Here is a 19460-nt window from a genome sequence, read left to right on the forward strand (position 1 = left end):
GCCGTCACTTCAGCCGCAGCGCGATGATCTCGGCCCAGCCGGCGGCGACGGCCAGTTGCCCCGCATCCGCCGCGCCGGTGCCCGAGGCGAGCCCGGGATAAAGCCTGTCGATCCCGTCCAGCTGCGCCAGCAGGTCGCGGCCGGCCTGTGCAAGTGCCGCGTCGTCGCCCGCTGCCAGCGCCTCGGCCCGTATGCGGGCGGTTTCGGCGAACCCCCAGCTGTCGCGGTATTCGATGGGCACCTCGACGCTGCCATCGGCGGCAACGCCGCCCGCGTATTCGGCGGCGGCCAGCGCGATCAGTTCCTTTATCGACATCACCCGCTCGTGCCCGGTGGCGCGGGCGGCCTGGGCGCTTTCGGCCATCCGGGCCAGAACCGCGTTGTGTGCGGCGCGCACGTCATCGTCATCGGCATCCGCCGCGATCGCATCGGTCAGTGCGGTTGCCTGCGCCTCGAATCCCGGCGCGTCGTATTTGGCAAGCTCGGGCGCGATATCCTCGTAAAAGGCGTGGTGCGACATCTCCAGGTGTTCGCGCGCCAGGTCGCGCTGGCCCGACAGGTAAAGCGCCGTGGCGATGCGATAGGTGCCTTCGAAATATCCCAGCGAGGTCAGCAGCGCGGCCGGCCCCTCCTGTCGGGCGATACCGGCTTCGCCCGCTTCCCCGGCCTCGCCCGCCTCGCTTGCGATGGCGGTGGCCGGTTGCGCCAGCAGCGCGATCCCGATCACCGGCTGCGCCGCCGCCAGGCCCGCCGCGGTGGCCGCGGCCCATGTGCGGGGGGAAACTTTGCGGGGGGTGCGGGGGTGGCCGGACATTGTGGGACTCCTCTTATATCCGATATATTTTGTTGGGTATTTTCGCGTGGCCTTTCCGTCAAGGGAATTCCCGCTTTCCTGCCTGCGGCCAAACGTCTATGGCAGGATCATGCTTGTGGACACGATCATCGAAGACGACCGCTGGACCGGCCTGGCCCTGACGCCGCTGGCCGAGCGCGCGGCATCCGCGGCGCTGGCGCATCTGGGCCTTGCGCCCGGGCGTTTCGAAATCGCGCTTCTGGCCTGCGACGATGCGCGCATCGCCGTGCTGAACGCCGATTTCCGGGGCAAGCCGCAGCCCACCAACGTGCTGAGCTGGCCCACGGACGAGCGCGGCGCGGATCGCGATGGCGCCGTGCCGGACCTGCCGCAGGCGCCGGGCGACGGCCCGCCCGGGGAGCTGGGCGATATCGCCATCGCCTATGACACCTGCGCGCGCGAGGCCGCCGAAGCGGGCAAGCCGCTGGCCGATCATGTCACTCATCTGGTCGTTCATGCCACTTTGCATTTGCTGGGATATGATCATATCCGTGACCGTGACGCCACTTTGATGGAACGAACCGAGGCCGGGATACTTGGCAAACTGGGTCTGCCTGACCCATATTCATAGGCGAAGGGCCGTTACGGCCCGCTTTGTTGGAAAGGACAGATGGGCGACAGCACCGACGGGTCTTCTATCGCAGCGCAAGGCGCGCGCGACGAACAGACCGAAATCCACGACCCCTCCGCGCAGGACGCGAGCGGTGGATTCTTCAAACGGATCATCGGGGCGCTCAGCCCCACGGACGCGACGGACGAGTTGCAGGCTGCGGGCAGTTTCAGCCAGCCGGCGCTGCCGGGCCTGTCGAACCTGCGCCAGATGCGGGTCGAGGACGTGGCCGTTCCCAAGGCCGATATCGTTGCGGTCCCCTGCACGATCAGCAGGGACGAGCTGGTCGAACAGTTCCGCGAAACCGGCCTGACCCGGCTGCCGGTCTACGAGGGCACGCTGGACAGTCCGCAGGGCATGGTGCACCTCAAGGATTTCGCGCTGCGCCACGGGTTCAACGGCAAGGGCGGGCGGTTTTCCCTCAAGGGGATGCTGCGGCCGCTGCTTTACGTGCCGCCCTCGATGACCATCGGCGTGCTGCTGCAGAAGATGCAGAGCGAACGCAAGCACATGGCGCTGGTGATCGACGAATATGGCGGCGTCGACGGGCTGGTCACCATCGAGGACCTGATCGAACAGGTCATCGGCGAGATCGAGGACGAGCACGATATCGACGACGACAAGTTCTGGACGCTGGAAAAGCCGGGCCAGTACCTTGCGCTGGCCAAGACCCCGCTGGAAGAGTTCGAGGCCGAGATCGGCCTGTCCCTGACCGATACCGAGGATGTGGACGAGGAAGAGATCGACACGCTGGGCGGGCTGGTCTTCATGCTGTCGGGCCGTGTGCCGGTCCGGGGCGAGGTGGTGAAACACCCCGCCGGCCCCGAATTCGAGGTGGTCGAGGCCGACCCGCGCCGTATCAAGCGGCTGCGGGTGCGTCTCGATGGCGGCGCAGACGGCTGAGATGCGCGATGCTGCGCCCGCGCTGAGCGAACGTCTGGAAGCCCGGGGCCGGGCGCAATCCACCCGGCGGCTGATGCTGCTGGCGGCGGGCGCGGGGGCGGTGGCCGCGACGGGGCAGGCGCCGCTGAACCTGTGGCCGCTGGCGCTGGCGGGCTTTGCCGCGCTGTTCGCGCTGTTCCGCATGGCGCCGGGCTGGCGGCGGGCGGCGTGGATCGGCTGGGCGGGCGGCACCGGCTATTTCCTGCTGGCGCTCAGCTGGATCGTCGAGCCGTTCCTTGTCGATATCCCCCGCCACGGCTGGATGGCGCCCTTTGCCATCGCCTGCATGGCCGGGGGGCTTGCGCTGTTCTGGGCGCTGGGGTTCGGCGTTGCGCGGGCGTCGGGCGGGCGAACGTTGGTCTGGATCGTGGCGCTGGCGGGGGCAGAGCTTTTGCGCGCCTACGTCTTCACGGGGTTTCCATGGGCGATGATGGGCCATGTGCTGATCGCCACGCCGTTGTTGCAACTGGCGGCTTTTGCCGGGCCGGTCGGCCTGACGCTTCTGGTGCTGTCCATGGCCGCCTGCCTGTGGCGGTTCCTGGCGGTTGAGTGGTGGAAAAGTGTTTTTGTAACAGCATTATACGCCGTGCTCTTCATCTTTTGCGCAAACCTGTCCGCGCGGCCCTTGCCCGAGGCCGACGCGCCGCTGGTGCGCCTTGTGCAGCCCAACGCGCCCCAGCATGAGAAATGGAACCCGGAAAAGGCCCCGGTGTTCTTCAACCGCCAGCTTGAATTCACTGCGGCCGGTGCCGGTCCGCGCCCCGACCTGATCGTCTGGCCCGAAACCGCCGTGCCGGTCTGGCTGGACCTTGCGCAGGATGCGCTGGCGGCGGTGGCCGATGCGGCCGGTGGCGTGCCGGTGGTGCTGGGCATCCAGCGTTTCGATGACACCCGCATCTACAACAGCGCCGTGCGCGTGGATGCGGGCGGGCAGGTGGGCGCGCTTTACGACAAGCACCATCTGGTGCCCTTCGGGGAATACGTACCGCTGGGCGATCTGGCGGCGCGCTGGGGTATCCACGGGCTTGCCGCGTCCGAGGGACAGGGCTATTCCCCGGGGCCCGGCGCGCGGCTGATGGAGCTGCCGGGCATCGGCGCGGCGCTGCCGCTGATCTGTTACGAGGCGGTGTTCCCGCAGGACGTGGCGGCCGCGCCCGCGCGCCCGCGCCTGCTGTTGCAGGTCACCAACGATGCGTGGTTCGGGCAGGTTTCCGGCCCCTACCAGCATCTTGCGCAGGCGCGGCTGCGGGCGGTCGAACAGGGCCTGCCGATGGTGCGCGTGGCCAATACCGGCGTTTCGGCCATGATCGGGCCGCGCGGCGCCGTCACCGCGCAGATCGCGCTGGGGCAGGCGGGGTTCGTCGACGCCGCGCTGCCGCCCGCTCTGCCACCCACCCTTTATGCCCGCAGCGGCGACGGGCCGCTGGCCGTCGTGATCGCCCTTGTGCTGGCGGGGTTCGGCCTGTCTGCTGCGGTGTCGCAGCGCGCGAAACCGCATTGACGCCGCCCGCACCTTTGCGTAACGAATGCTGACCCACCGTCACAACGGCTTCCTGGCGTGGCGGGCAGACCCAATGGAGCAATTTTCATGGCAAGACAGAACTATATCTTCACCTCCGAATCCGTGTCGGAGGGGCATCCCGACAAAGTGTGCGATCGTATTTCCGACGCGGTGCTGGATGCCTTCCTGGCGCAGGAGCCCGAGGCGCGCGTCGCCTGCGAGGCCTTCGCCACGACGAACCGGGTGGTCATCGGCGGTGAGGTGGGGCTGAGCGATCAGGCCAAGCTGACCGAATACATGGGCCGTATCGACCAGATCGCCCGCGACTGCATCCGCGATATCGGGTATGAGCAGGACAAGTTCCACTGGAACACCTGCGAGATCACCAACCTGCTGCACGAGCAATCGGCGCATATCGCCCAGGGTGTGAAAGCATCCGACAACAAGGACGAAGGCGCCGGCGACCAGGGCATCATGTTCGGCTATGCCACCGATGAAACCGACGCGCTGATGCCCGCGCCGATCCAGTTCAGCCACGCGATCCTGCGCCGGCTGGCCGAGGTGCGCAAGAACGGCACCGAGCCACGGCTGGGCCCGGATGCGAAATCGCAGCTCTCGGTGCGCTATGAGAATGGTGAGCCGGTCGAGGTGACGCAGATCGTTCTGTCGACCCAGCACCTGGACGAGACCATGACCAGCGACGACGTGCGCGCCCTGGTCGAACCCTATATCCGCGAGGTTCTGCCGCAGGATTGGATCACCGCCGCGACCGAATGGCACGTGAACCCGACCGGCAAATTCGTGATCGGCGGCCCCGATGGCGATGCCGGCCTGACCGGGCGCAAGATCATCGTGGATACCTATGGCGGTGCCGCGCCCCATGGCGGCGGCGCGTTTTCCGGCAAGGACCCGACCAAGGTCGACCGTTCGGCCGCCTATGCCGCGCGCTATCTTGCCAAGAACATCGTCGCGGCGGGGCTGGCCAAACGCTGCACGCTGCAACTGTCTTACGCCATCGGCGTGGCGCGGCCCTTGTCGATCTATGTCAACACCCATGACACCGGCGATATCCCCGAGGCCGCGATCGAGGCCGCGATCCCCCGGGTGATGGACCTGACCCCGCGCGGCATCCGCACCCATCTGGGGCTGAACAGGCCGATCTACCAGCGCACCGCCGCCTACGGTCATTTCGGCCGCGAGCCCGAGGCCGATGGCGGGTTCAGTTGGGAACGCACCGACCTGGCCGAGGCGCTCAAGGGCGCGCTGTAGGCCTGCGCAGCCCGTGTGATGAAACGAAACCGCGCGTTGCCCATCCGGTGACGCGCGGTTTTTTGTTGTCCGGCGCGCCGGCTGCCCCGACACTGGGCGGTGCACGAACAGGAGCCAAGCGATGATTTTCTACGACTGCCCCACCGCCCCCAGCCCGCGCCGCGCGCGGATGTTCATTGCCGAAAAGGGGCTGGATATCGAAACGCGCGCTGTCTCCATCGCCGATGGCGAACAGCTTGCGCCGGCCTTCCTGAAGGTGAACCCGCGCGCCACCGTGCCGGTCCTCATCACCGATGAGGGCACGGCTTTGACCGAGAATGTGGCCATCGCCACCTATCTCGAGGCGATGCATCCCGATCCGCCCCTGATGGGCCGGACGCCGGATGAAAAGGCGCGTGTCGCCATGTGGAACGCGATTGCCGAGGCGCAGGGTGGCATGGCCGTGGCCGAGGCGTTCCGCAACGCCCATCCCGCGATGAAGGGCCGTGCGCTGCCGGGGCCGCTGGATTTGCCGCAGATCCCCGACCTGGCCGAACGCGGGCGCAGGCGGGTGGCGGCGTATTTCGACCTGTTGGAGACGCGGCTGTCGGAAAGCCCGTGGATGGCGGGGGATGCGTTCAGCCTGGCCGACATCACCGCTTTCGTGTTCACCGATTTCGCCCGCGTGGTGAAGATGCGCCCGCCCGAGGATCACGCTGCCACGCAAGCGTGGCTGGACCGGATGCGCGCCCGCCCCGCCGCCGCCCTGTGACCCATGCCGCCGCTTGATCCCGGCCCGAACGGGCGCTAGGACGCGGGCCATGAGCAAGACACAGCATCATTCCGGCGCGCCCTGGCGCAATTTTTACGGCCGCCTAAAGGGCAAGAGCCTGCGCCCCAGCCAGGAGGCATATCTGGACGAGGATCTGGCCCGCCTGTCGCCCGGCGCGGTGGATTGGGACGCGAACCCCGACCGCCAGCCGCTGGAGCTTGCGGCGCTGTTCGGCGACCGCCCGGTCTGGCTGGAAATCGGTTTCGGCGGGGGCGAGCACATGGTGCATCAGGCGCAGTTGAACCCGCAGGTGGGGATCATCGGGTGCGAGCCCTATATCAACGGCGTGGCGATGCTGCTGGGCAAGATCCGCAAGGCCGGGGCCGGCAACCTGCGCGTCCATCCCGGCGATGTGCGCGACATGTTCGACGTGCTGCCCGAGGCCAGCATCGACCGGGCCTTCCTGCTCTATCCCGATCCGTGGCCGAAAAAGCGCCATCACCGCCGCCGCTTCGTGACGCCCGAGCATCTGGAGCCGCTGGCCCGCGCGATGAGGCCCGGCGCGATCTTCCGCGTGGCGACCGACATTCCCGACTACGTGCGGCAAACGCTGGAACAGGTGCCGCGCCACGGGTTCGACTGGCTGGCCGAACGCCCCGCCGACTGGCGCGAACCGTGGGGTGACTGGATATCCACCCGTTACGAGCAAAAGGCCCTGCGCGAAGGGCGGGTGCCGCATTACCTGACGTTCCGGCGGCAGGGGTGACGTCCGAACGATACACCCTGCCCGGAACAGCCGCGTAAGCGGCCCGGGCATCGCACGGCCGCCCCCCGGCCGGGCGATTGGCTGCCGCAGGTGCCACGTTCAGAGGGAGGATGTGGCGGCGCGATAAATTGCCATGCCACGAGTGTTGGATCGCCCGACCGCGGCCCTGCGATGCCCTTCTGTTGCGTTCACGGGCAAACAGACGCCCTTGCGCCTGCCTCGCCCTTCACCGAAACGCCGGCCCATGCGCCCATATCGTCAGCGACTGGCGTGCGCCCTGCGTGACGGGCGTCACGCGATGCAGGATGTAGCTGGCAAACAGCGTGGCGCTGCCCTGCGCGCGCGGCGCCTGCACCACGTGGGCCGAGGGCATCAGCTCCAGCGCGCCGCCGTCATAGTCCCGCGGATCGGACAGTTGCGCGACGAAGGTCAGCTTGCGCTTGCGCGCGAGCGGCGCATCCCCGATATCGGCGTGCCAGTCGAAATGCCCCGCGCGCTCGGCGCCATAGCGGGCCACCTGCGGGCTTTCGGCGAATTCGGTCAGATCGAACCCGAAGGCGTCGCGGTTGGCCGCGCGCACCACGTCGATGATGCGCTCCATCACCCAGCCGCTCCCCGGCACCTCGTCCAGCCAGACCAGATCGGCCCGGCGCAGGTTGTGATCGCGCGCATGGCCCACCAGCCCTGCATCGCGGCTGTCACGGGTGGCGGCCATTTCGGAAATGGCGGTGCATTCGGCGGGCGAAAAGGCGCCCTCGACATGATGGACGTGGATCACCTGTGCGGTCTTTCCTTGGGACGGGTAGCGACCGGTAGCGCGGGCGGGGGCCAGGCGCTTGCCCGTTTTCGCCGCAAAGGTCGCTTTCGGCCTTTTCCCCGCGCCGCTTCCGCCCCATATCGCCTGCATGGACAGGGTGCTTGATCTCGACGGGTTCGAACAGGTGGCGCGTGACACCGTCGCGGGCTTTCCCGCGCCCTTTGCCGCGCTTGCGGGGGACGTGGCGCTGCGGGTGGCCGACTGGCCGCCCGGGGATATCCTGCAAGAGCTTGAGATTGCCGCGCCGCTGGAACTGACCGGCCTTTACGACGGTATCCCCCTGACCGAGAAATCGGTCTGGGATCAGCCCCTTGGCCCCGACGTGGTGTGGCTGTTCCGCCAACCGATCCTTGCCGAGTGGCGTGACAGGGGCGACGTGACCCTGACCCGGCTGATCGCCCATGTCACGGTGCATGAATTCGCCCACCATTTCGGCTGGTCCGACGGTGATATCGCCAGTATCGACCGCTGGTGGGAATAACGCGCCGGTTCAGCGCATCGCCATGTCCGGCATCGCCATCACCGACATTTCCGCGTCCTCGCCCGGCAGACACAGGTCACCGGGACCGAAGGTCATCGCCATCATCGGCTGGGCCGGAACCTCACGCGGCTCGACGGTCAGGAAAATGCCAAGCGCCATGAGCAGAATCATCAAACTGTTCGAGATTGCCATATCTCACCCTCACTCAATCACAAGGTGCAGGGTGGCCGGGATTTGTGGTGATTTTGCGCCCGGGAAGGGGCGTTTTCCGGCGATATCCGGCCGAAATAAGGCCACGGCCCGCCGGGGTCAGCCCCGGTCGCGCCAGCGGTTGACGATGGGATAGCGGCGATCCAGCCAGAACGCCCGCTTCGACAGTCGCGTGCCGGGCGCGGACTGGAACCGCTTGTATTCGCTGATGTAAAGCAGGTGCTCGACCTTTTCGACGGTGGCCCGGTCGAACCCTTCGGCGACGCAATCGGCCACGCTGGCATCCATGTCCACCAGCAGTTCCAGGATGCGGTCCAGCACCTCGTAGGGCGGCAGGCTGTCCTCGTCCTTCTGATCGGGGCGCAGCTCGGCGCTGGGCGGCTTGTCGATGATCCGGGGCGGGATCACCTCGCCCTCCGGCCCCATCATCCAGTCGCGGTGATGGGCGTTGCGCCAGCGGCACAGGTCGAACACCCGCGTCTTGTAGACATCCTTGATCGGGTTATAGCCGCCGGCCATGTCGCCATAGATCGTGGCATAGCCCACGGCGACCTCGGACTTGTTGCCGGTGGTCAGCAGCATCTCGCCGAACTTGTTGGATAGCGCCATCAGCAGCAGCCCGCGCAGGCGCGACTGGATGTTTTCCTCGGTCAGGTCCGGTTCGGTCCCTTCGAAGAGCGACGCCAGCGTGCGCGTGACCGCCTGCCGGCTGTCCGAGATCGGCACGAAATCGTAGCGGCAGCCCAGGGCCTGCGCGACGGCCTTCGCATCCTCCAGCGAATGGTCCGAGGTATATTCCGACGGCAGCATCACGCAGCGCACGTTGTCGGGCCCCAGCGCATCGGCCGCGATGGTGGCCACGATCGCGCTGTCGATCCCGCCCGACAGGCCCAGCAGCACCTTTTTGAAGCCGGTCTTGCCCATGTAGTCGCGCAGCGCCAGCACCATCGCGTGATAATCCTGCTCCATCGCGTCGGGCACATGCGCGAGCGGTCCCTGTTCGATGCGCCAGCCATCGGCCCCGCGCCGCAGGTCGATATGCGCAATCGCCTCTTCCATCACCGGCATCTGCAATGCCAGCGCCCCGCCGGGGTTGAGCGCGAAGGAGCCGCCGTCGAACACCTGGTCGTCCTGCCCGCCCACGAGGTTGAGGTAGATCGCCGGCAACCCGGTTTCGATCACGCGCGACACCATCACGTTCTGGCGCAGCTCCAGCTTGTCGCGGAAATAGGGCGAACCGTTGGGCACCAGCAGCAATTCTGCCCCGGTTTCGGCCAGGGTTTCGGCCACGTCCTCGTACCAGGCATCCTCGCAGACGGGGCTGCCGATGCGCAGCCCGTTCACCACGTAGGGGCCGGTCACGTCGCCCGATTCGAAGGTGCGTTCCTCGTCGAAGACATTGAAATTGGGCAGGTGATGCTTCAGCACCTGCGCCGAGACCGTGCCGCCCTGCAGGATGTAGTAGGCGTTGTGCAGGCGCGCGCCCTCCAGCGTCGGGCCACCGATGGCGATGGCGGGGCCGTCGGCGCAGTCGCGGGCCAGCGCCTCGAGCCGGGCGATCGCAGTCTGGTGGAACACCGGCTTCAGGATCAGATCCTGCATGTTGTAGCCGGTGATGAACATCTCGGGCAGGGCAAGCAGGTCGGCGCCCGCGTCGCGCGCCTTGTGCCAGGCCGCCTGTGCCCTGGCGGCGTTGCCCTCGATATCGCCGACGGTGGCGTTCAGCTGGGCCAGTGTGATGCGGAACCGGTCGGCCATGTGCATGTTCCCCTGCCTGTTTCGGCATTCATGTAACAGATCGCGGACAAAGGGAAAGGGCAAGCACCCGCCCGCGCCGGGCAAAAGGCGTTGATAGACCCTTGAGCCTCCTTTAGGTTTCTCGGCACGCGCCGGCGGGACGGTCCCCCGCGGGCAGAGCAGGGACGCATCACATGACGATCACAACCGCCAAATCCGCATGTCTGGCACTGGCGCTGGCGCTGGCCGCGCCGGCATGGGCGCAGGACACCCAGACCAAGGAATACGACGATGGCGGCGTCTACGAGGGCGAGTTCCGCAACGGCTTGCAGCACGGGCAGGGCACCTATCGCCTGCCCAACGGCTATGAATATACCGGCCAGTGGGTCGATGGCGAGATTCGCGGCCAGGGCGTCGCGCGCTTTCCCAACGGCTCGGTCTACGAGGGCGAGTTCGAAAAGGGCAAGCCGCATGGCGTCGGCAAGATCGTCTTTACCGATGGCGGCACCTATGAGGGCGACTGGGTCGAGGGCAAGATCACCGGGCGCGGCGTGGCGGTCTATGCCAACGGCGTGCGCTACGAGGGCGGGTTCCGCAACGCCATGCATCACGGCCAGGGCACGATGGAATCGCCCGGCGGCTATGTCTACGAAGGCGACTGGGTGAACGGCGTCAAGGAAGGGCTGGGCACCATCACCTATCCCGACGGCTCGGTCTACGAGGGCGAAATGGCCCGCGGCGCGCGCGAGGGGCGCGGCACCCTGACCCTGCCCGACGGGCTGGTCTACGAGGGCGACTGGCGCGGCGGCCAGATGACCGGGCAGGGCAGGCTGACCCAGCCCAACGGCGATGTCTACGAAGGCGCCTTCGTCTCGGGCCGGCGCGAGGGGCTGGGCAAGCTGACCTATGCCAACGGCGATATCTACGAGGGCGAGTTCGAGGACGACCGCCGCCACGGGCAGGGCAGTTTCACCGGCACCGACGGCTACCGTTACCAGGGTTCGTGGGTCGCGGGCCAGATCGAGGGGCAGGGCCGCGTCACCTATCCCGACGGCTCGGTCTACGAGGGGCAGTTCCGCAACGACCTGGCCGATGGCGAGGGCAAGATCACCTATCCCGACGGCTCGACCTACGAAGGCCAGTGGCGCGCGGGGGTGATCGAGGGGCAGGGCAAGGCCACCTATGCCAACGGGCTGGTCTACGAAGGCGCCTACCAGGATGCCAGGAACCACGGCTTCGGCGTGATGACATACCCTGACGGCTACCGCTACGAGGGCGAATGGCAGAACGGCCAGCGCCACGGCCAGGGCAAGGCCACCTATCCCGACGGCACGGTCTACGAGGGCCAGTTCGCCGGCGGCCAGCGCGAAGGCACCGGCAGCATCGTGATGCCCGACGGGTTCCGCTACGAAGGCCAGTGGCAGGCGGGCGAGATTTCGGGGCGCGGGGTGGCGACCTATGCCAATGGCGATGTCTACGAGGGCATGTTCCGCGCCGGCAAGCGCCAGGGCGAGGGCACCATGCGCTATGCCACCGGGGAAGAGGCCTCCGGCACCTGGGAAAACGGCGCGCTGACGCAGGAATGACGGGCCGGCCCGTATCGGGCGCGCTGTCGCGCGCAGTATATCTCGGCGGCGGACCTTCGGCCCTGTGCCTCGGGGCGCCTTCGGCGAGAGTATTTCCGGCAAGATGAAGCGGCACGGTCCACCCCGCCCCGGCACTGGCGTATCCGCATCCGGCCGGGAACGGGGCTTCACCTTGCACGCCCATCGGCTCTCCAGCCTGTGACGCGCGGGAAGGATGGAGCGAAACGGGTTAATCCGGGGTAAACCCTGCCGCTTCATCTTGCCGGAAATACTCTGCGGGGGTGTGGGGGTGCAAAACCCCCACTGCATACCCCAGGGGCCGGGCGGAAACAGGTGTTTTTCCTCTTTCCAAGCAGGCGCATCCGGTCTATACGCGCGGCTTCACGCGGGCGGTACAGCCTTGGAGGGCCCCCGCACCAACATATGGAGAATTCAAATGGCTGGAGAAATTCCTGATCTTCAGGCCGAAGTTCGGACGGGGACAGGCAAGGGCGCCGCTCGTCAGGCACGGCGCAACGGCATGGTGCCGGGGATCGTTTTCGGCGGCGACGTCGATCCGCTTCCCATCAATATCCCCTTCAACGCGCTGCTCAAGCGCCTGAAGTCCGGTCGCTTCAAGTCGACCCTCTTCAACCTCAAGGTTGAAGGGCATGACGACGTGCGTGTGATCTGCCGCGACGTGCAGCGCGACGTGGTCAAGGATCTGCCGACGCATCTGGACCTGATGCGCCTGCGCCGCACCACCAAGATCAACCTTTTCATCCCGGTCGAGTTCCTGAACGAGGAAACCGCGCCCGGCATCAAGAAGGGCGGCGTGCTGACCGTCGTGCGCCCCGAGGTGGAACTGGTTGTGACCGCGGGTGACATCCCCGAGAAGATCGTCGTCGATCTGGATGGCCTGAACATCGGCGACACCGTGACGATTTCCTCGGTGACCCTGCCGGAAGGCGCGAAGCCCACGATCGACCGCGATTTCGTGATCGCCAACATCTCGGCACCGTCGGGCCTGCGCGCGGCCGAGGACGAGGCCGAGGGCGAAGAAGCCGCGGCCGACGAGGTGCCGGCCACCGAACAGGAGGGCGACGCCGAGTAAACGGCGCGCGCCCCGCGAGGGACAGACCGGAACGGCGCGGGGATTTCCCGCGCCGTTTTTCTTTGCGCGGCCTCGGTCCATTGAAAAGGCCGGACCGGGCCAATATCCTGCAGCGCAGGAACAAGGAGCCTTGGCAATGCAGCTTTGGGTGGGGCTGGGCAATCCCGGCGCGAAATACGCGGCCAACCGGCACAATATCGGGTTCATGGCGGTGGACCGCGTGGCCGAGGATCACGGCTTTGCGCCTTGGCGGGCCAAGTTCCAGGGCCAGCTTTCCGAAGGGCGGCTGGGGGCCGACAAGGTGCTGCTGCTGAAGCCCGAAACCTTCATGAACCTCAGCGGCCAGTCGGTGGGCGAGGCGATGCGGTTCTACAAGCTGACGCCCGGGGACGTGACCGTGTTCCATGACGAGCTGGACCTCGCCCCCGGCAAGGTGCGGCTGAAGCGCGGCGGCGGCCATGCCGGGCATAACGGGTTGCGCTCGATCCACGCCCATATCGGCGAGGCCTATGCCCGCGTGCGGCTGGGGATCGGCCATCCCGGCCACAAGGACCGGGTGGCGGCCTATGTCCTGTCGGATTTCGCCAGGGCCGATCAGGACTGGCTGGACGACCTGCTGCGCGGCATCGCGCGCGGCGCGCCGGACCTGGCGGCGGGCGACGGGCCGAAATTCCTCAACGCCATCGCGCAGGCCCGGCCCGCCCCGGCAAAGCCCGCATCGGCAAAGAAACCCGACGCACCGAAACCCGAACCCGCGCCCGAAGACAGCCGCAGCCCGATGCAAAAACTGCTGGACCGCTTCAAGTGAGGTTGCAAACCGCGCTGCGCGAGCAGGCGGGCCATTGCGCCGCCCTCGGCTCGCCCTTCATGGCGCGGCTGATGGGGTTATGCGCCGATCACTGGCCGCTGGACCGCACAATCGCCGCCCGGATGGAGGCATGGCCGGGCGATATCGGGCCCAAGGCTGTGTCGCTGCCGCTGCGGCTGGCGGGCGGGCTGCACGCGCTGGCCCTGACGGGGGTGGCGCCGGAGCTGGCCGCCGCCTATCCACCGAACGCGGCGTCAGATGCGCAACTGCTGGCCGCGCTGCGGGGCGCGATGCGGGATCATGCCGCTTTCCTCGACCGCTGGATCGACAGCGCGCCGCAAACGAACGAGCTGGGCCGCTCGGCGGTGCTGATTGCCGCCGCGCGTTTTCTGGCGGCGCGGCATGGCCTGCCCTTCGTGTTGAGCGAGTTGGGGGCAAGCGCCGGGCTGAACCTGCATTTCGACCGCTACGCCCTGCGTGTGGGTGGGCGCGCATACGGCCCGACCGATCCTGTTCTGGCGCTGGAGCCCGACTGGCACGGCCCCGACCCCGAATCCGCCGAGATCGAAATCGCGGCGCGCGCGGGTGTCGACCTCAACCCGCTCGACCCTTCGGACAGGGACGATGCGCTGCGCCTTCTGGCTTATCTCTGGCCGGACCAGGAGGCTCGGCTGGCGCGCACCCGCGCGGCGCTGACCCTGCCGCCCGCGCCGGTGGCGCGGGGCGATGCGATCGACTGGCTTGAGGCGCGCCTTGCCACGCCACAGCCCGGCCGCCTGCACCTGATCTGTCACACCGTCGCGTGGCAGTATTTTCCCGCCGCCGCGCAGGCAAGGGGCCGCGCGATGATCGAGGCCGCCGGCGCCGCCGCGACGGAGGACGCGCCGCTGGCCTGGCTGGGGCTGGAGGCGGACGGGGACACGCCCGGCGCGGCGCTGACCCTGCGGATGTGGCCCGGCGATCTGCGGCTGGGGCTGGGCCGCGCGTGCTTTCACGGCCGATGGGTGCATTGGGCGCCTCCAACCGGCTGACCCGACGCTCCCCTTGTTTTTGACACCCTGCCATGCTGCACTTGCCCCGGTGAGATCGGGAGGTGAGAGCCATGCGGGCAACCCTGCGCGTCCTTGGGCGTATCGTTGTGCTACTGCTGCTGGCGGCGGTTGTCGTCGGCATCTGGAAACGGGACGAGCTGTCGCGGCTCTGGGCGGTGAATTCGCTTTTTTCGGAAGAGCGGATCGTGCAGAATTTTTCCTCGATGGACCGGCTCTTTTTCGCCCGGACCATGCCGCGCGGCGACGATCCGGTGGCCCCGCTGCCGCAGGGCGCGGCGATGGCGCTGCCCGAGGGCGCCGATACGTGGATCACAGACCGCGCCGTGACTTCGCTGATCGTGCTGCGCGACGGGGCGATCCGGCACGAAAGCTATCACCTGGGCACCGGCGCCGACGACCGGCGGATTTCCTGGTCGGTCGCCAAGAGTTTCCTGTCGGTGCTGACCGGCATCGTGATGGCCGAGGGCGCGATCGGCAGCCTGGACGATCCGGTGACGGACTACGCCCCGGAACTGCGCGGCAGCGCCTATGACGGGGCCAGCCTGCGCAACGTGCTTCAGATGGCCAGCGGCGTGGAATTCGACGAGGATTACCTGAAGTTTTCATCGGATATAAACAGGATGGGCCGTGTTCTGGCGCTTGGCGGCTCGATGGATGGGTTCGCCGCTGGCCAGCAGAAACAGGCCGGGCCGCCCGGTGAGGCATGGCGCTATGTCTCGATCGATACCCATGTTCTGGGCATGGTGCTGCGCGGCGCGACGGGCCGCCCGGTGACCGAACTGATGCAGGAAAAGCTGATCGTGCCGCTGGGGCTTGAGGCCGATCCCTATTACGTCACCGACGGGTTCGGCACCGCCTTCGTGCTGGGCGGGCTGAACCTGCGCAGCCGCGATTACGCGCGGTTCGGCCAGATGGTGCTGCAGGACGGGCAATGGCAGGGCCGGCAGATCGTGCCGCCGGCGTGGCTGGCCGAAAGCACCGTGCCGTCGGCGCCCACCGCGCCCGGCGCCGAGCAGTACGGCTATCAGTGGTGGATGCCGAAGGACGCCGCCGAGGGCGAGGTCTATGGACGCGGCATTTACGGGCAATACCTGTTCATCGACCGTGCGCGCGGCGTGGTGATCGTCACCACCGCCGCAGACCGGCAATTCCGCGACGAGGGCGTGCATGACGGTAACATCGCCATGCTGCGCCGGATCGCCCGCGCGGCGGCAGGAGGGTAAGGCATGACGATCCAAAAGGACGCATCGGTGAACGTGCTGGGCGGCGCGCTGGAAAGCTGCTCGTCCGACCCGCTGACCGGGTTCTTCCGCGACGGGCATTGCAACACCTGCGCCGAGGATCAGGGCAGCCACACGGTCTGTGCCATCATGACCGCCGAGTTCCTGGCCTATTCGAAATACGTGGGCAACGACCTGTCCACCCCGCGCCCCGGGTTCGGCTTTGCCGGCCTCAAGCCGGGCGACCGCTGGTGCCTGTGCGCGGCGCGTTTCCTGCAGGCCCATGACGAGGGCTGCGCGCCCCGGGTGCACCTGGCCGCGACCCATATCCGCGCGCTCGATATCGTTCCGCTGGCGGTGCTCCGGGCCCATGCCGCCGGTTAGGGGGCGGTCAAAACCGCGCATTGTGGCCCCTGGCCGCCGCTGTTAGGGTCCGCGGGCCAGCCAGGAAGGCCGCTTGCCCCCTGCCAGCCTGCATTTCCACAGGATCGAGGACAAACAGCGATGAGCTTTATCGCCATGAACCGTTTTCGCGTGGCCCCCGGGCGCGAGGAAGATTTCGAAACCATCTGGAAGACCCGCGAAAGCCGCCTGAAAGAGATGACGGGATTTCGTGAATTCCGCCTGCTCAAAGGGCCGGAAGGCGAGGGATACACGCTCTATTCCAGCCACGCGATCTGGGACAGCCGGGCCGATTTCGAGGCCTGGACGAAATCCGAACAGTTCCGCGATGCGCACAGGAACGCGGGCCGGAACCGGACCGAGGGGGTCATGATCGGCCGGCCCGAGTTCGAGGGGTTCGAAACCGTCATGCACGAGGTCTGATCCGGCCCCGAAGGGCGCGGGGGCCGTTGCGTCAGTCGCTGTCGCGGCCCACCGTGTCCGACATGTCGAAACCGAGGTGCCGGGCGACGGTAAAGATATCCTTGTCGCCGCGCCCGCACATGTTCATCACGATGATATGGTCGCGCGGCAGGTCGGGGGCGATCTTCATCACATGGGCCAGCGCGTGGCAGGGTTCCAGCGCGGGAATGATCCCCTCGGTCGCGCAGGACAGCTGGAACGCCTCCAGCGCCTCCTTGTCGGTGATCGCGACATACTCGGCCCGGCCGATATCGTGCAGCCAGGCATGTTCCGGCCCGATGCCCGGATAATCCAGCCCCGCCGAGATCGAGAACCCTTCGAGGATCTGGCCGTCATCGTCCTGCAGCAGGTAGGTGCGGTTGCCATGCAGCACGCCGGGCCGCCCGCCGGTCAGCGAGGCGCAATGCTCCATCTTCTCGGTCACGCCCTTGCCGCCGGCCTCGACCCCGATGATGCGCACCGAGGCGTCGTCGAGGAACGGATAGAACAGGCCCATCGCGTTGGACCCGCCGCCGATCGCGGCGATCACCGTGTCGGGCAGGCGGCCTTCGCCTTCCTGTTCGGCCAGTTGCCAGCGCACCTCCTTGCCGATGATCGACTGGAAATCGCGCACCATCGCCGGGTAGGGGTGCGGCCCGGCCACCGTGCCGATGCAATAGAACGTGTCACGCACATTGGTCACCCAGTCGCGCAACGCGTCGTTCATCGCGTCCTTCAGCGTGCCGCGGCCCGATGTCACCGGGATCACCTCGGCGCCCAGCAGGCGCATGCGGAACACGTTGGGCGCCTGGCGCTCGACATCGTGCTTGCCCATGTAGACCACGCATTTCAGCCCGAACTTGGCGCAGACCGTGGCGGTCGCCACCCCGTGCTGCCCGGCGCCGGTTTCGGCGATGATGCGTTTCTTGCCCATGCGGCGGGCAAGGATGATCTGCCCCAGCACGTTGTTGATCTTGTGCGCGCCGGTATGGTTCAGCTCGTCCCGCTTGAGATAGATCCTGGCCCCGCCCAGGTGCTCGGTCAGCCGTTCGGCATAGTAGAGCGGCGAGGGGCGGCCGACATAATGCTTCCACAGGTCGTCCATCTCGGCCCAGAAATCCGGGTCGTCCTTGGCGCGGTCGTATTCCTCTTCCAGCGACAGGATCAGCGGCATCAGCGTTTCCGACACGAAACGCCCGCCGAAATCGCCGAACCGGCCCTTTTCGTCGGGGCCGTTCATGAAGGAGTTGAAAAGATCGTCGGCCATCGTGGCGCCTCCCGGTTTCGTGGGGCTGGTGGTTCTGCGACGTTTAAAGGCAAGTGCGGACAGGAGCAATAGAGGCCGGGCGACGCGGGCGCGCGGCGGATCGGTTCGGCGCGAGGGGAATACATTACGTAGCCGGATTTCGGAATGACGGTCGGGGGCAGGGCGGTCATCCGTGCAAAGCGGACCGCAACGGTCAGGCCCGGGTCAATCCGTCCCCGCCTGCGCCGCCACCACGAAGTCGCGGATCAGCGCCGCATCCTTGACCCCCGGCGCGCTTTCCACGCCCGAGGCCACGTCGACCTGCCGCGCGCCGGTCAGGCGCACCGCTTCGGCCACGTTGCCGGGCGTCAGTCCGCCCGCCAGCATCCATGGCTTCTGCCAGTATTTGCGCCCCTGCAAAAGCCGCCAGTCGAACCGCAGCCCGTTGCCGCCGGGCAGGATCGCGCCCTCTGGCGGTTTTGCGTCGATCAGCAACTGGTCCACCACCGGCGCGTACAGGTCGATCCTTGGCAGGTCGGCCGCATCGGCGATGCCGATGGCCTTCATCACCGGGAGCCCGTGGCGGGCGCGGATTTCGGCCACCCGCTCGGGCGTTTCGCGCCCGTGCAGCTGCAGCATGTCCAGCGGCACCCCGGCCACGATCCGGTCCAGCGTGGCGTCGTCGGCATCCACCACCAGCGCCACCTTGGCCAGCCCCGCGGGCGCGCGCAGCGCCAGCGCGCGGGCGGTTTCGATGGACACGCAGCGCGGGCTTTTGGGAAAGAAGTTAAGGCCGATATAGGCCGCCCCGCCCGTGGCGGACGCGTCCACGTCCTCGGGCCGGGTCAGCCCGCATATCTTTACGCGGATGCCGGGCATCGCGGGCTCAGCCGGCCTCGTCCAGAAGGGCCAGAACCTCGTCCTTGCCCTCGTTCTGGCGGGCCTTGTTGCGGCGCAGCTCGCGCTCCAGCTTCCTGACCTCGGATTGCTTGCGCGAGACCTCGGCGCGGTGCTTGTGCTCGCGGACCCATTCCCAGACGAAGCCCAGCAGCAGCCCGGCCAGCACGCCGCCGAACCCGACGGCGAAAAGCGGCAGCTCGACCGAGTAGCTCAGCAGCCCCATGCCGGGGATTTCGGCCAGCCCGTCGGGCAGGGTGTTGAGCGTCACGCTGGCGCGGTTGGCCAGCGCCAGGACGATCAGCACCACCGCGATCGCCGCAAGAATGGCGTAGCGGATGTAACGCATGGTCTTTTACTTTCCGTTCAGGCGATCCCGCAAAAGCTTGCCGGTCTTGAAGAACGGCACATGCTTTTCCTCGACATGCACGGATTCGCCGGTGCGCGGGTTTCGGCCGGTGCGCGCATCGCGCTTCTTGACCGAAAACGCGCCGAAGCCCCGCAGTTCGACCCGGTCGCCCCGCGACATCGCCGCGGTGATTTCCTCGAAGATCGTGTTCACGATCCTTTCGACATCCCGTTGATACAAGTGTGGGTTTTCGTCTGCGATCTTCTGAATCAGTTCCGACCTGATCATTCCAAAAATCCCCCCCGCGTGCCTTCGATCGCCGCAGTTCATTTTGCCCGACTATAGGGAGAAAACACGCCCACGGAAATAGCCGCGCACGGGCTTTGCGGGAATTCTGGCGTGATTCCGCGGCGATTCCGGGTAGGTGCA

Annotated in this window: 22 protein-coding genes and 1 riboswitch; of the genes, 14 read left to right on the plus strand and 8 right to left on the minus strand. The window is 67.3% G+C overall.

Annotation, left to right across the window (positions count from 1 at the left end; all coding sequences use genetic code 11):
* Positions 1–4: 4 nt before the first annotated feature.
* Positions 5–814 carry a hypothetical protein gene (locus F3H87_RS02095; protein WP_149786682.1) on the minus strand — a complete coding sequence of 270 codons (810 nt, stop codon included), beginning with the start codon at positions 812–814 and terminating at the stop codon, positions 5–7.
* Positions 815–923: 109 nt separating this feature from the next.
* On the opposite strand from F3H87_RS02095, the gene ybeY reads away from it, so the two are divergent.
* The 6 genes from ybeY to trmB all read left to right on the plus strand — a co-directional run bounded on the left by ybeY (position 924) and on the right by trmB (position 6692).
* A complete protein-coding gene (gene ybeY / locus F3H87_RS02100; RefSeq protein WP_149786681.1) occupies positions 924–1424 on the plus strand; it encodes an rRNA maturation RNase YbeY in 501 nt (166 codons plus the stop codon).
* A gap of 39 nt (positions 1425–1463) precedes the next feature.
* Positions 1464–2366: a transporter associated domain-containing protein gene (locus tag F3H87_RS02105; RefSeq protein WP_149786680.1), complete on the plus strand. Its 903-nt coding sequence runs from the start codon at positions 1464–1466 to the stop codon at positions 2364–2366.
* Complete coding sequence (gene lnt / locus F3H87_RS02110) at positions 2347–3906, plus strand: apolipoprotein N-acyltransferase (RefSeq protein WP_223227940.1); 1560 nt, start codon at positions 2347–2349, stop codon at positions 3904–3906. The genes F3H87_RS02105 and lnt overlap by 20 nt, the downstream gene beginning before the upstream one ends.
* A gap of 33 nt (positions 3907–3939) precedes the next feature.
* Positions 3940–3987, plus strand: a riboswitch (SAM-SAH riboswitch).
* A 6-nt stretch (positions 3988–3993) separates the two neighbouring features.
* Positions 3994–5175 carry a methionine adenosyltransferase gene (gene metK / locus F3H87_RS02115; RefSeq protein WP_149786679.1) on the plus strand — a complete coding sequence of 394 codons (1182 nt, stop codon included), beginning with the start codon at positions 3994–3996 and terminating at the stop codon, positions 5173–5175.
* A gap of 121 nt (positions 5176–5296) precedes the next feature.
* Entirely contained in the window at positions 5297–5926 is a 630-nt protein-coding gene (locus F3H87_RS02120) for a glutathione S-transferase family protein (RefSeq protein WP_149786678.1), read from the plus strand.
* 49 nt (positions 5927–5975) lie between these two features.
* Complete coding sequence (gene trmB, locus F3H87_RS02125) at positions 5976–6692, plus strand: tRNA (guanine(46)-N(7))-methyltransferase TrmB (RefSeq protein WP_149786677.1); 717 nt, start codon at positions 5976–5978, stop codon at positions 6690–6692.
* A 226-nt stretch (positions 6693–6918) separates the two neighbouring features.
* On the opposite strand, the gene F3H87_RS02130 is transcribed toward trmB, so the two are convergent.
* Complete coding sequence (locus F3H87_RS02130) at positions 6919–7470, minus strand: 2OG-Fe(II) oxygenase (RefSeq protein WP_149786676.1); 552 nt, start codon at positions 7468–7470, stop codon at positions 6919–6921.
* Between the two features lie 127 nt (positions 7471–7597).
* Between F3H87_RS02130 and F3H87_RS02135 the strand changes: the two genes are divergently transcribed.
* Positions 7598–7990, plus strand: coding sequence for a metallopeptidase family protein (locus F3H87_RS02135; RefSeq protein WP_149787125.1), 393 nt, complete (start codon positions 7598–7600; stop codon positions 7988–7990).
* A 9-nt stretch (positions 7991–7999) separates the two neighbouring features.
* Here F3H87_RS02135 and F3H87_RS02140 read toward each other — a convergent pair whose 3' ends face one another.
* Both F3H87_RS02140 and F3H87_RS02145 read right to left on the minus strand, forming a co-directional pair.
* On the minus strand, positions 8000–8182 hold the full coding sequence (locus tag F3H87_RS02140) for a hypothetical protein (RefSeq protein WP_149786675.1): 183 nt from the start codon (positions 8180–8182) through the stop codon (positions 8000–8002).
* Between the two features lie 117 nt (positions 8183–8299).
* Positions 8300–9958 carry an NAD+ synthase gene (locus tag F3H87_RS02145; protein ID WP_149786674.1) on the minus strand — a complete coding sequence of 553 codons (1659 nt, stop codon included), beginning with the start codon at positions 9956–9958 and terminating at the stop codon, positions 8300–8302.
* Between the two features lie 173 nt (positions 9959–10131).
* Here F3H87_RS02145 and F3H87_RS02150 point away from each other — a divergent pair, with 173 nt between their 5' ends.
* The 7 genes from F3H87_RS02150 to F3H87_RS02180 all read left to right on the plus strand — a co-directional run bounded on the left by F3H87_RS02150 (position 10132) and on the right by F3H87_RS02180 (position 16521).
* Positions 10132–11523 (plus strand): MORN repeat-containing protein, encoded by a 1392-nt coding sequence (locus F3H87_RS02150; RefSeq protein WP_149786673.1) that lies wholly within the window; start codon positions 10132–10134, stop codon positions 11521–11523.
* Positions 11524–11959: 436 nt separating this feature from the next.
* Positions 11960–12616 carry a 50S ribosomal protein L25/general stress protein Ctc gene (locus F3H87_RS02155; RefSeq protein ID WP_149786672.1) on the plus strand — a complete coding sequence of 219 codons (657 nt, stop codon included), beginning with the start codon at positions 11960–11962 and terminating at the stop codon, positions 12614–12616.
* 136 nt (positions 12617–12752) lie between these two features.
* Positions 12753–13424 carry an aminoacyl-tRNA hydrolase gene (gene pth / locus F3H87_RS02160; RefSeq protein ID WP_149786671.1) on the plus strand — a complete coding sequence of 224 codons (672 nt, stop codon included), beginning with the start codon at positions 12753–12755 and terminating at the stop codon, positions 13422–13424.
* Positions 13421–14455 (plus strand): DUF2332 domain-containing protein, encoded by a 1035-nt coding sequence (locus F3H87_RS02165; RefSeq protein WP_149786670.1) that lies wholly within the window; start codon positions 13421–13423, stop codon positions 14453–14455. Before pth ends, F3H87_RS02165 begins: the two co-directional genes overlap by 4 nt.
* Positions 14456–14526: 71 nt before the next feature.
* Positions 14527–15699, plus strand: coding sequence for a serine hydrolase domain-containing protein (locus tag F3H87_RS02170; RefSeq protein ID WP_149786669.1), 1173 nt, complete (start codon positions 14527–14529; stop codon positions 15697–15699).
* Positions 15700–15702: 3 nt separating this feature from the next.
* Positions 15703–16080: a DUF2237 family protein gene (locus tag F3H87_RS02175; RefSeq protein WP_149786668.1), complete on the plus strand. Its 378-nt coding sequence runs from the start codon at positions 15703–15705 to the stop codon at positions 16078–16080.
* Between the two features lie 120 nt (positions 16081–16200).
* Positions 16201–16521 carry an antibiotic biosynthesis monooxygenase family protein gene (locus F3H87_RS02180; RefSeq protein ID WP_149786667.1) on the plus strand — a complete coding sequence of 107 codons (321 nt, stop codon included), beginning with the start codon at positions 16201–16203 and terminating at the stop codon, positions 16519–16521.
* A gap of 31 nt (positions 16522–16552) precedes the next feature.
* Here F3H87_RS02180 and trpB read toward each other — a convergent pair whose 3' ends face one another.
* From trpB to ihfB, 4 genes are all read right to left on the minus strand, one after another.
* Positions 16553–17806, minus strand: a complete 1254-nt coding sequence (gene trpB / locus F3H87_RS02185; RefSeq protein WP_149786666.1) for a tryptophan synthase subunit beta — start codon at positions 17804–17806, stop codon at positions 16553–16555.
* Between the two features lie 204 nt (positions 17807–18010).
* A complete protein-coding gene (locus F3H87_RS02190) occupies positions 18011–18664 on the minus strand; it encodes a phosphoribosylanthranilate isomerase (RefSeq protein WP_149786665.1) in 654 nt (217 codons plus the stop codon).
* A 7-nt stretch (positions 18665–18671) separates the two neighbouring features.
* Complete coding sequence (locus tag F3H87_RS02195) at positions 18672–19031, minus strand: lipopolysaccharide assembly protein LapA domain-containing protein (protein ID WP_149786664.1); 360 nt, start codon at positions 19029–19031, stop codon at positions 18672–18674.
* Positions 19032–19037: 6 nt separating this feature from the next.
* The gene (gene ihfB / locus F3H87_RS02200; protein ID WP_149786663.1) at positions 19038–19319 is read right to left on the minus strand and encodes an integration host factor subunit beta; all 282 of its coding nucleotides are present in this window, start codon (positions 19317–19319) and stop codon (positions 19038–19040) included.
* Positions 19320–19460 lie beyond the last annotated feature (141 nt).

The organism is Lutimaribacter pacificus, assembly GCF_900142185.1.
Classification (GTDB): Bacteria; Pseudomonadota; Alphaproteobacteria; order Rhodobacterales; family Rhodobacteraceae; genus Lutimaribacter; species Lutimaribacter pacificus.

Excerpts from the sequence above, each read along its gene's own strand:
- F3H87_RS02120 (WP_149786678.1), top strand. The coding sequence starts at position 5,297 with ATGATTTTCTACGACTGCCCCACCGCCCCCAGCCCGCGCCGCGCGCGG.
- trpB (WP_149786666.1), bottom strand. The coding sequence starts at position 17,806 with ATGGCCGACGATCTTTTCAACTCCTTCATGAACGGCCCCGACGAAAAG.
- lnt (WP_223227940.1), top strand. The coding sequence starts at position 2,347 with ATGGCGGCGCAGACGGCTGAGATGCGCGATGCTGCGCCCGCGCTGAGC.
- F3H87_RS02145 (WP_149786674.1), bottom strand. The coding sequence starts at position 9,958 with ATGGCCGACCGGTTCCGCATCACACTGGCCCAGCTGAACGCCACCGTC.
- F3H87_RS02155 (WP_149786672.1), top strand. The coding sequence starts at position 11,960 with ATGGCTGGAGAAATTCCTGATCTTCAGGCCGAAGTTCGGACGGGGACA.
- F3H87_RS02170 (WP_149786669.1), top strand. The coding sequence starts at position 14,527 with ATGCGGGCAACCCTGCGCGTCCTTGGGCGTATCGTTGTGCTACTGCTG.
- F3H87_RS02175 (WP_149786668.1), top strand. The coding sequence starts at position 15,703 with ATGACGATCCAAAAGGACGCATCGGTGAACGTGCTGGGCGGCGCGCTG.
- F3H87_RS02180 (WP_149786667.1), top strand. The coding sequence starts at position 16,201 with ATGAGCTTTATCGCCATGAACCGTTTTCGCGTGGCCCCCGGGCGCGAG.
- F3H87_RS02095 (WP_149786682.1), bottom strand. The coding sequence starts at position 814 with ATGTCCGGCCACCCCCGCACCCCCCGCAAAGTTTCCCCCCGCACATGG.
- F3H87_RS02140 (WP_149786675.1), bottom strand. The coding sequence starts at position 8,182 with ATGGCAATCTCGAACAGTTTGATGATTCTGCTCATGGCGCTTGGCATT.
- trmB (WP_149786677.1), top strand. The coding sequence starts at position 5,976 with ATGAGCAAGACACAGCATCATTCCGGCGCGCCCTGGCGCAATTTTTAC.
- metK (WP_149786679.1), top strand. The coding sequence starts at position 3,994 with ATGGCAAGACAGAACTATATCTTCACCTCCGAATCCGTGTCGGAGGGG.
- F3H87_RS02190 (WP_149786665.1), bottom strand. The coding sequence starts at position 18,664 with ATGCCCGGCATCCGCGTAAAGATATGCGGGCTGACCCGGCCCGAGGAC.
- F3H87_RS02195 (WP_149786664.1), bottom strand. The coding sequence starts at position 19,031 with ATGCGTTACATCCGCTACGCCATTCTTGCGGCGATCGCGGTGGTGCTG.
- F3H87_RS02105 (WP_149786680.1), top strand. The coding sequence starts at position 1,464 with ATGGGCGACAGCACCGACGGGTCTTCTATCGCAGCGCAAGGCGCGCGC.
- F3H87_RS02135 (WP_149787125.1), top strand. The coding sequence starts at position 7,598 with ATGGACAGGGTGCTTGATCTCGACGGGTTCGAACAGGTGGCGCGTGAC.
- pth (WP_149786671.1), top strand. The coding sequence starts at position 12,753 with ATGCAGCTTTGGGTGGGGCTGGGCAATCCCGGCGCGAAATACGCGGCC.
- ybeY (WP_149786681.1), top strand. The coding sequence starts at position 924 with ATGCTTGTGGACACGATCATCGAAGACGACCGCTGGACCGGCCTGGCC.
- F3H87_RS02150 (WP_149786673.1), top strand. The coding sequence starts at position 10,132 with ATGACGATCACAACCGCCAAATCCGCATGTCTGGCACTGGCGCTGGCG.
- ihfB (WP_149786663.1), bottom strand. The coding sequence starts at position 19,319 with ATGATCAGGTCGGAACTGATTCAGAAGATCGCAGACGAAAACCCACAC.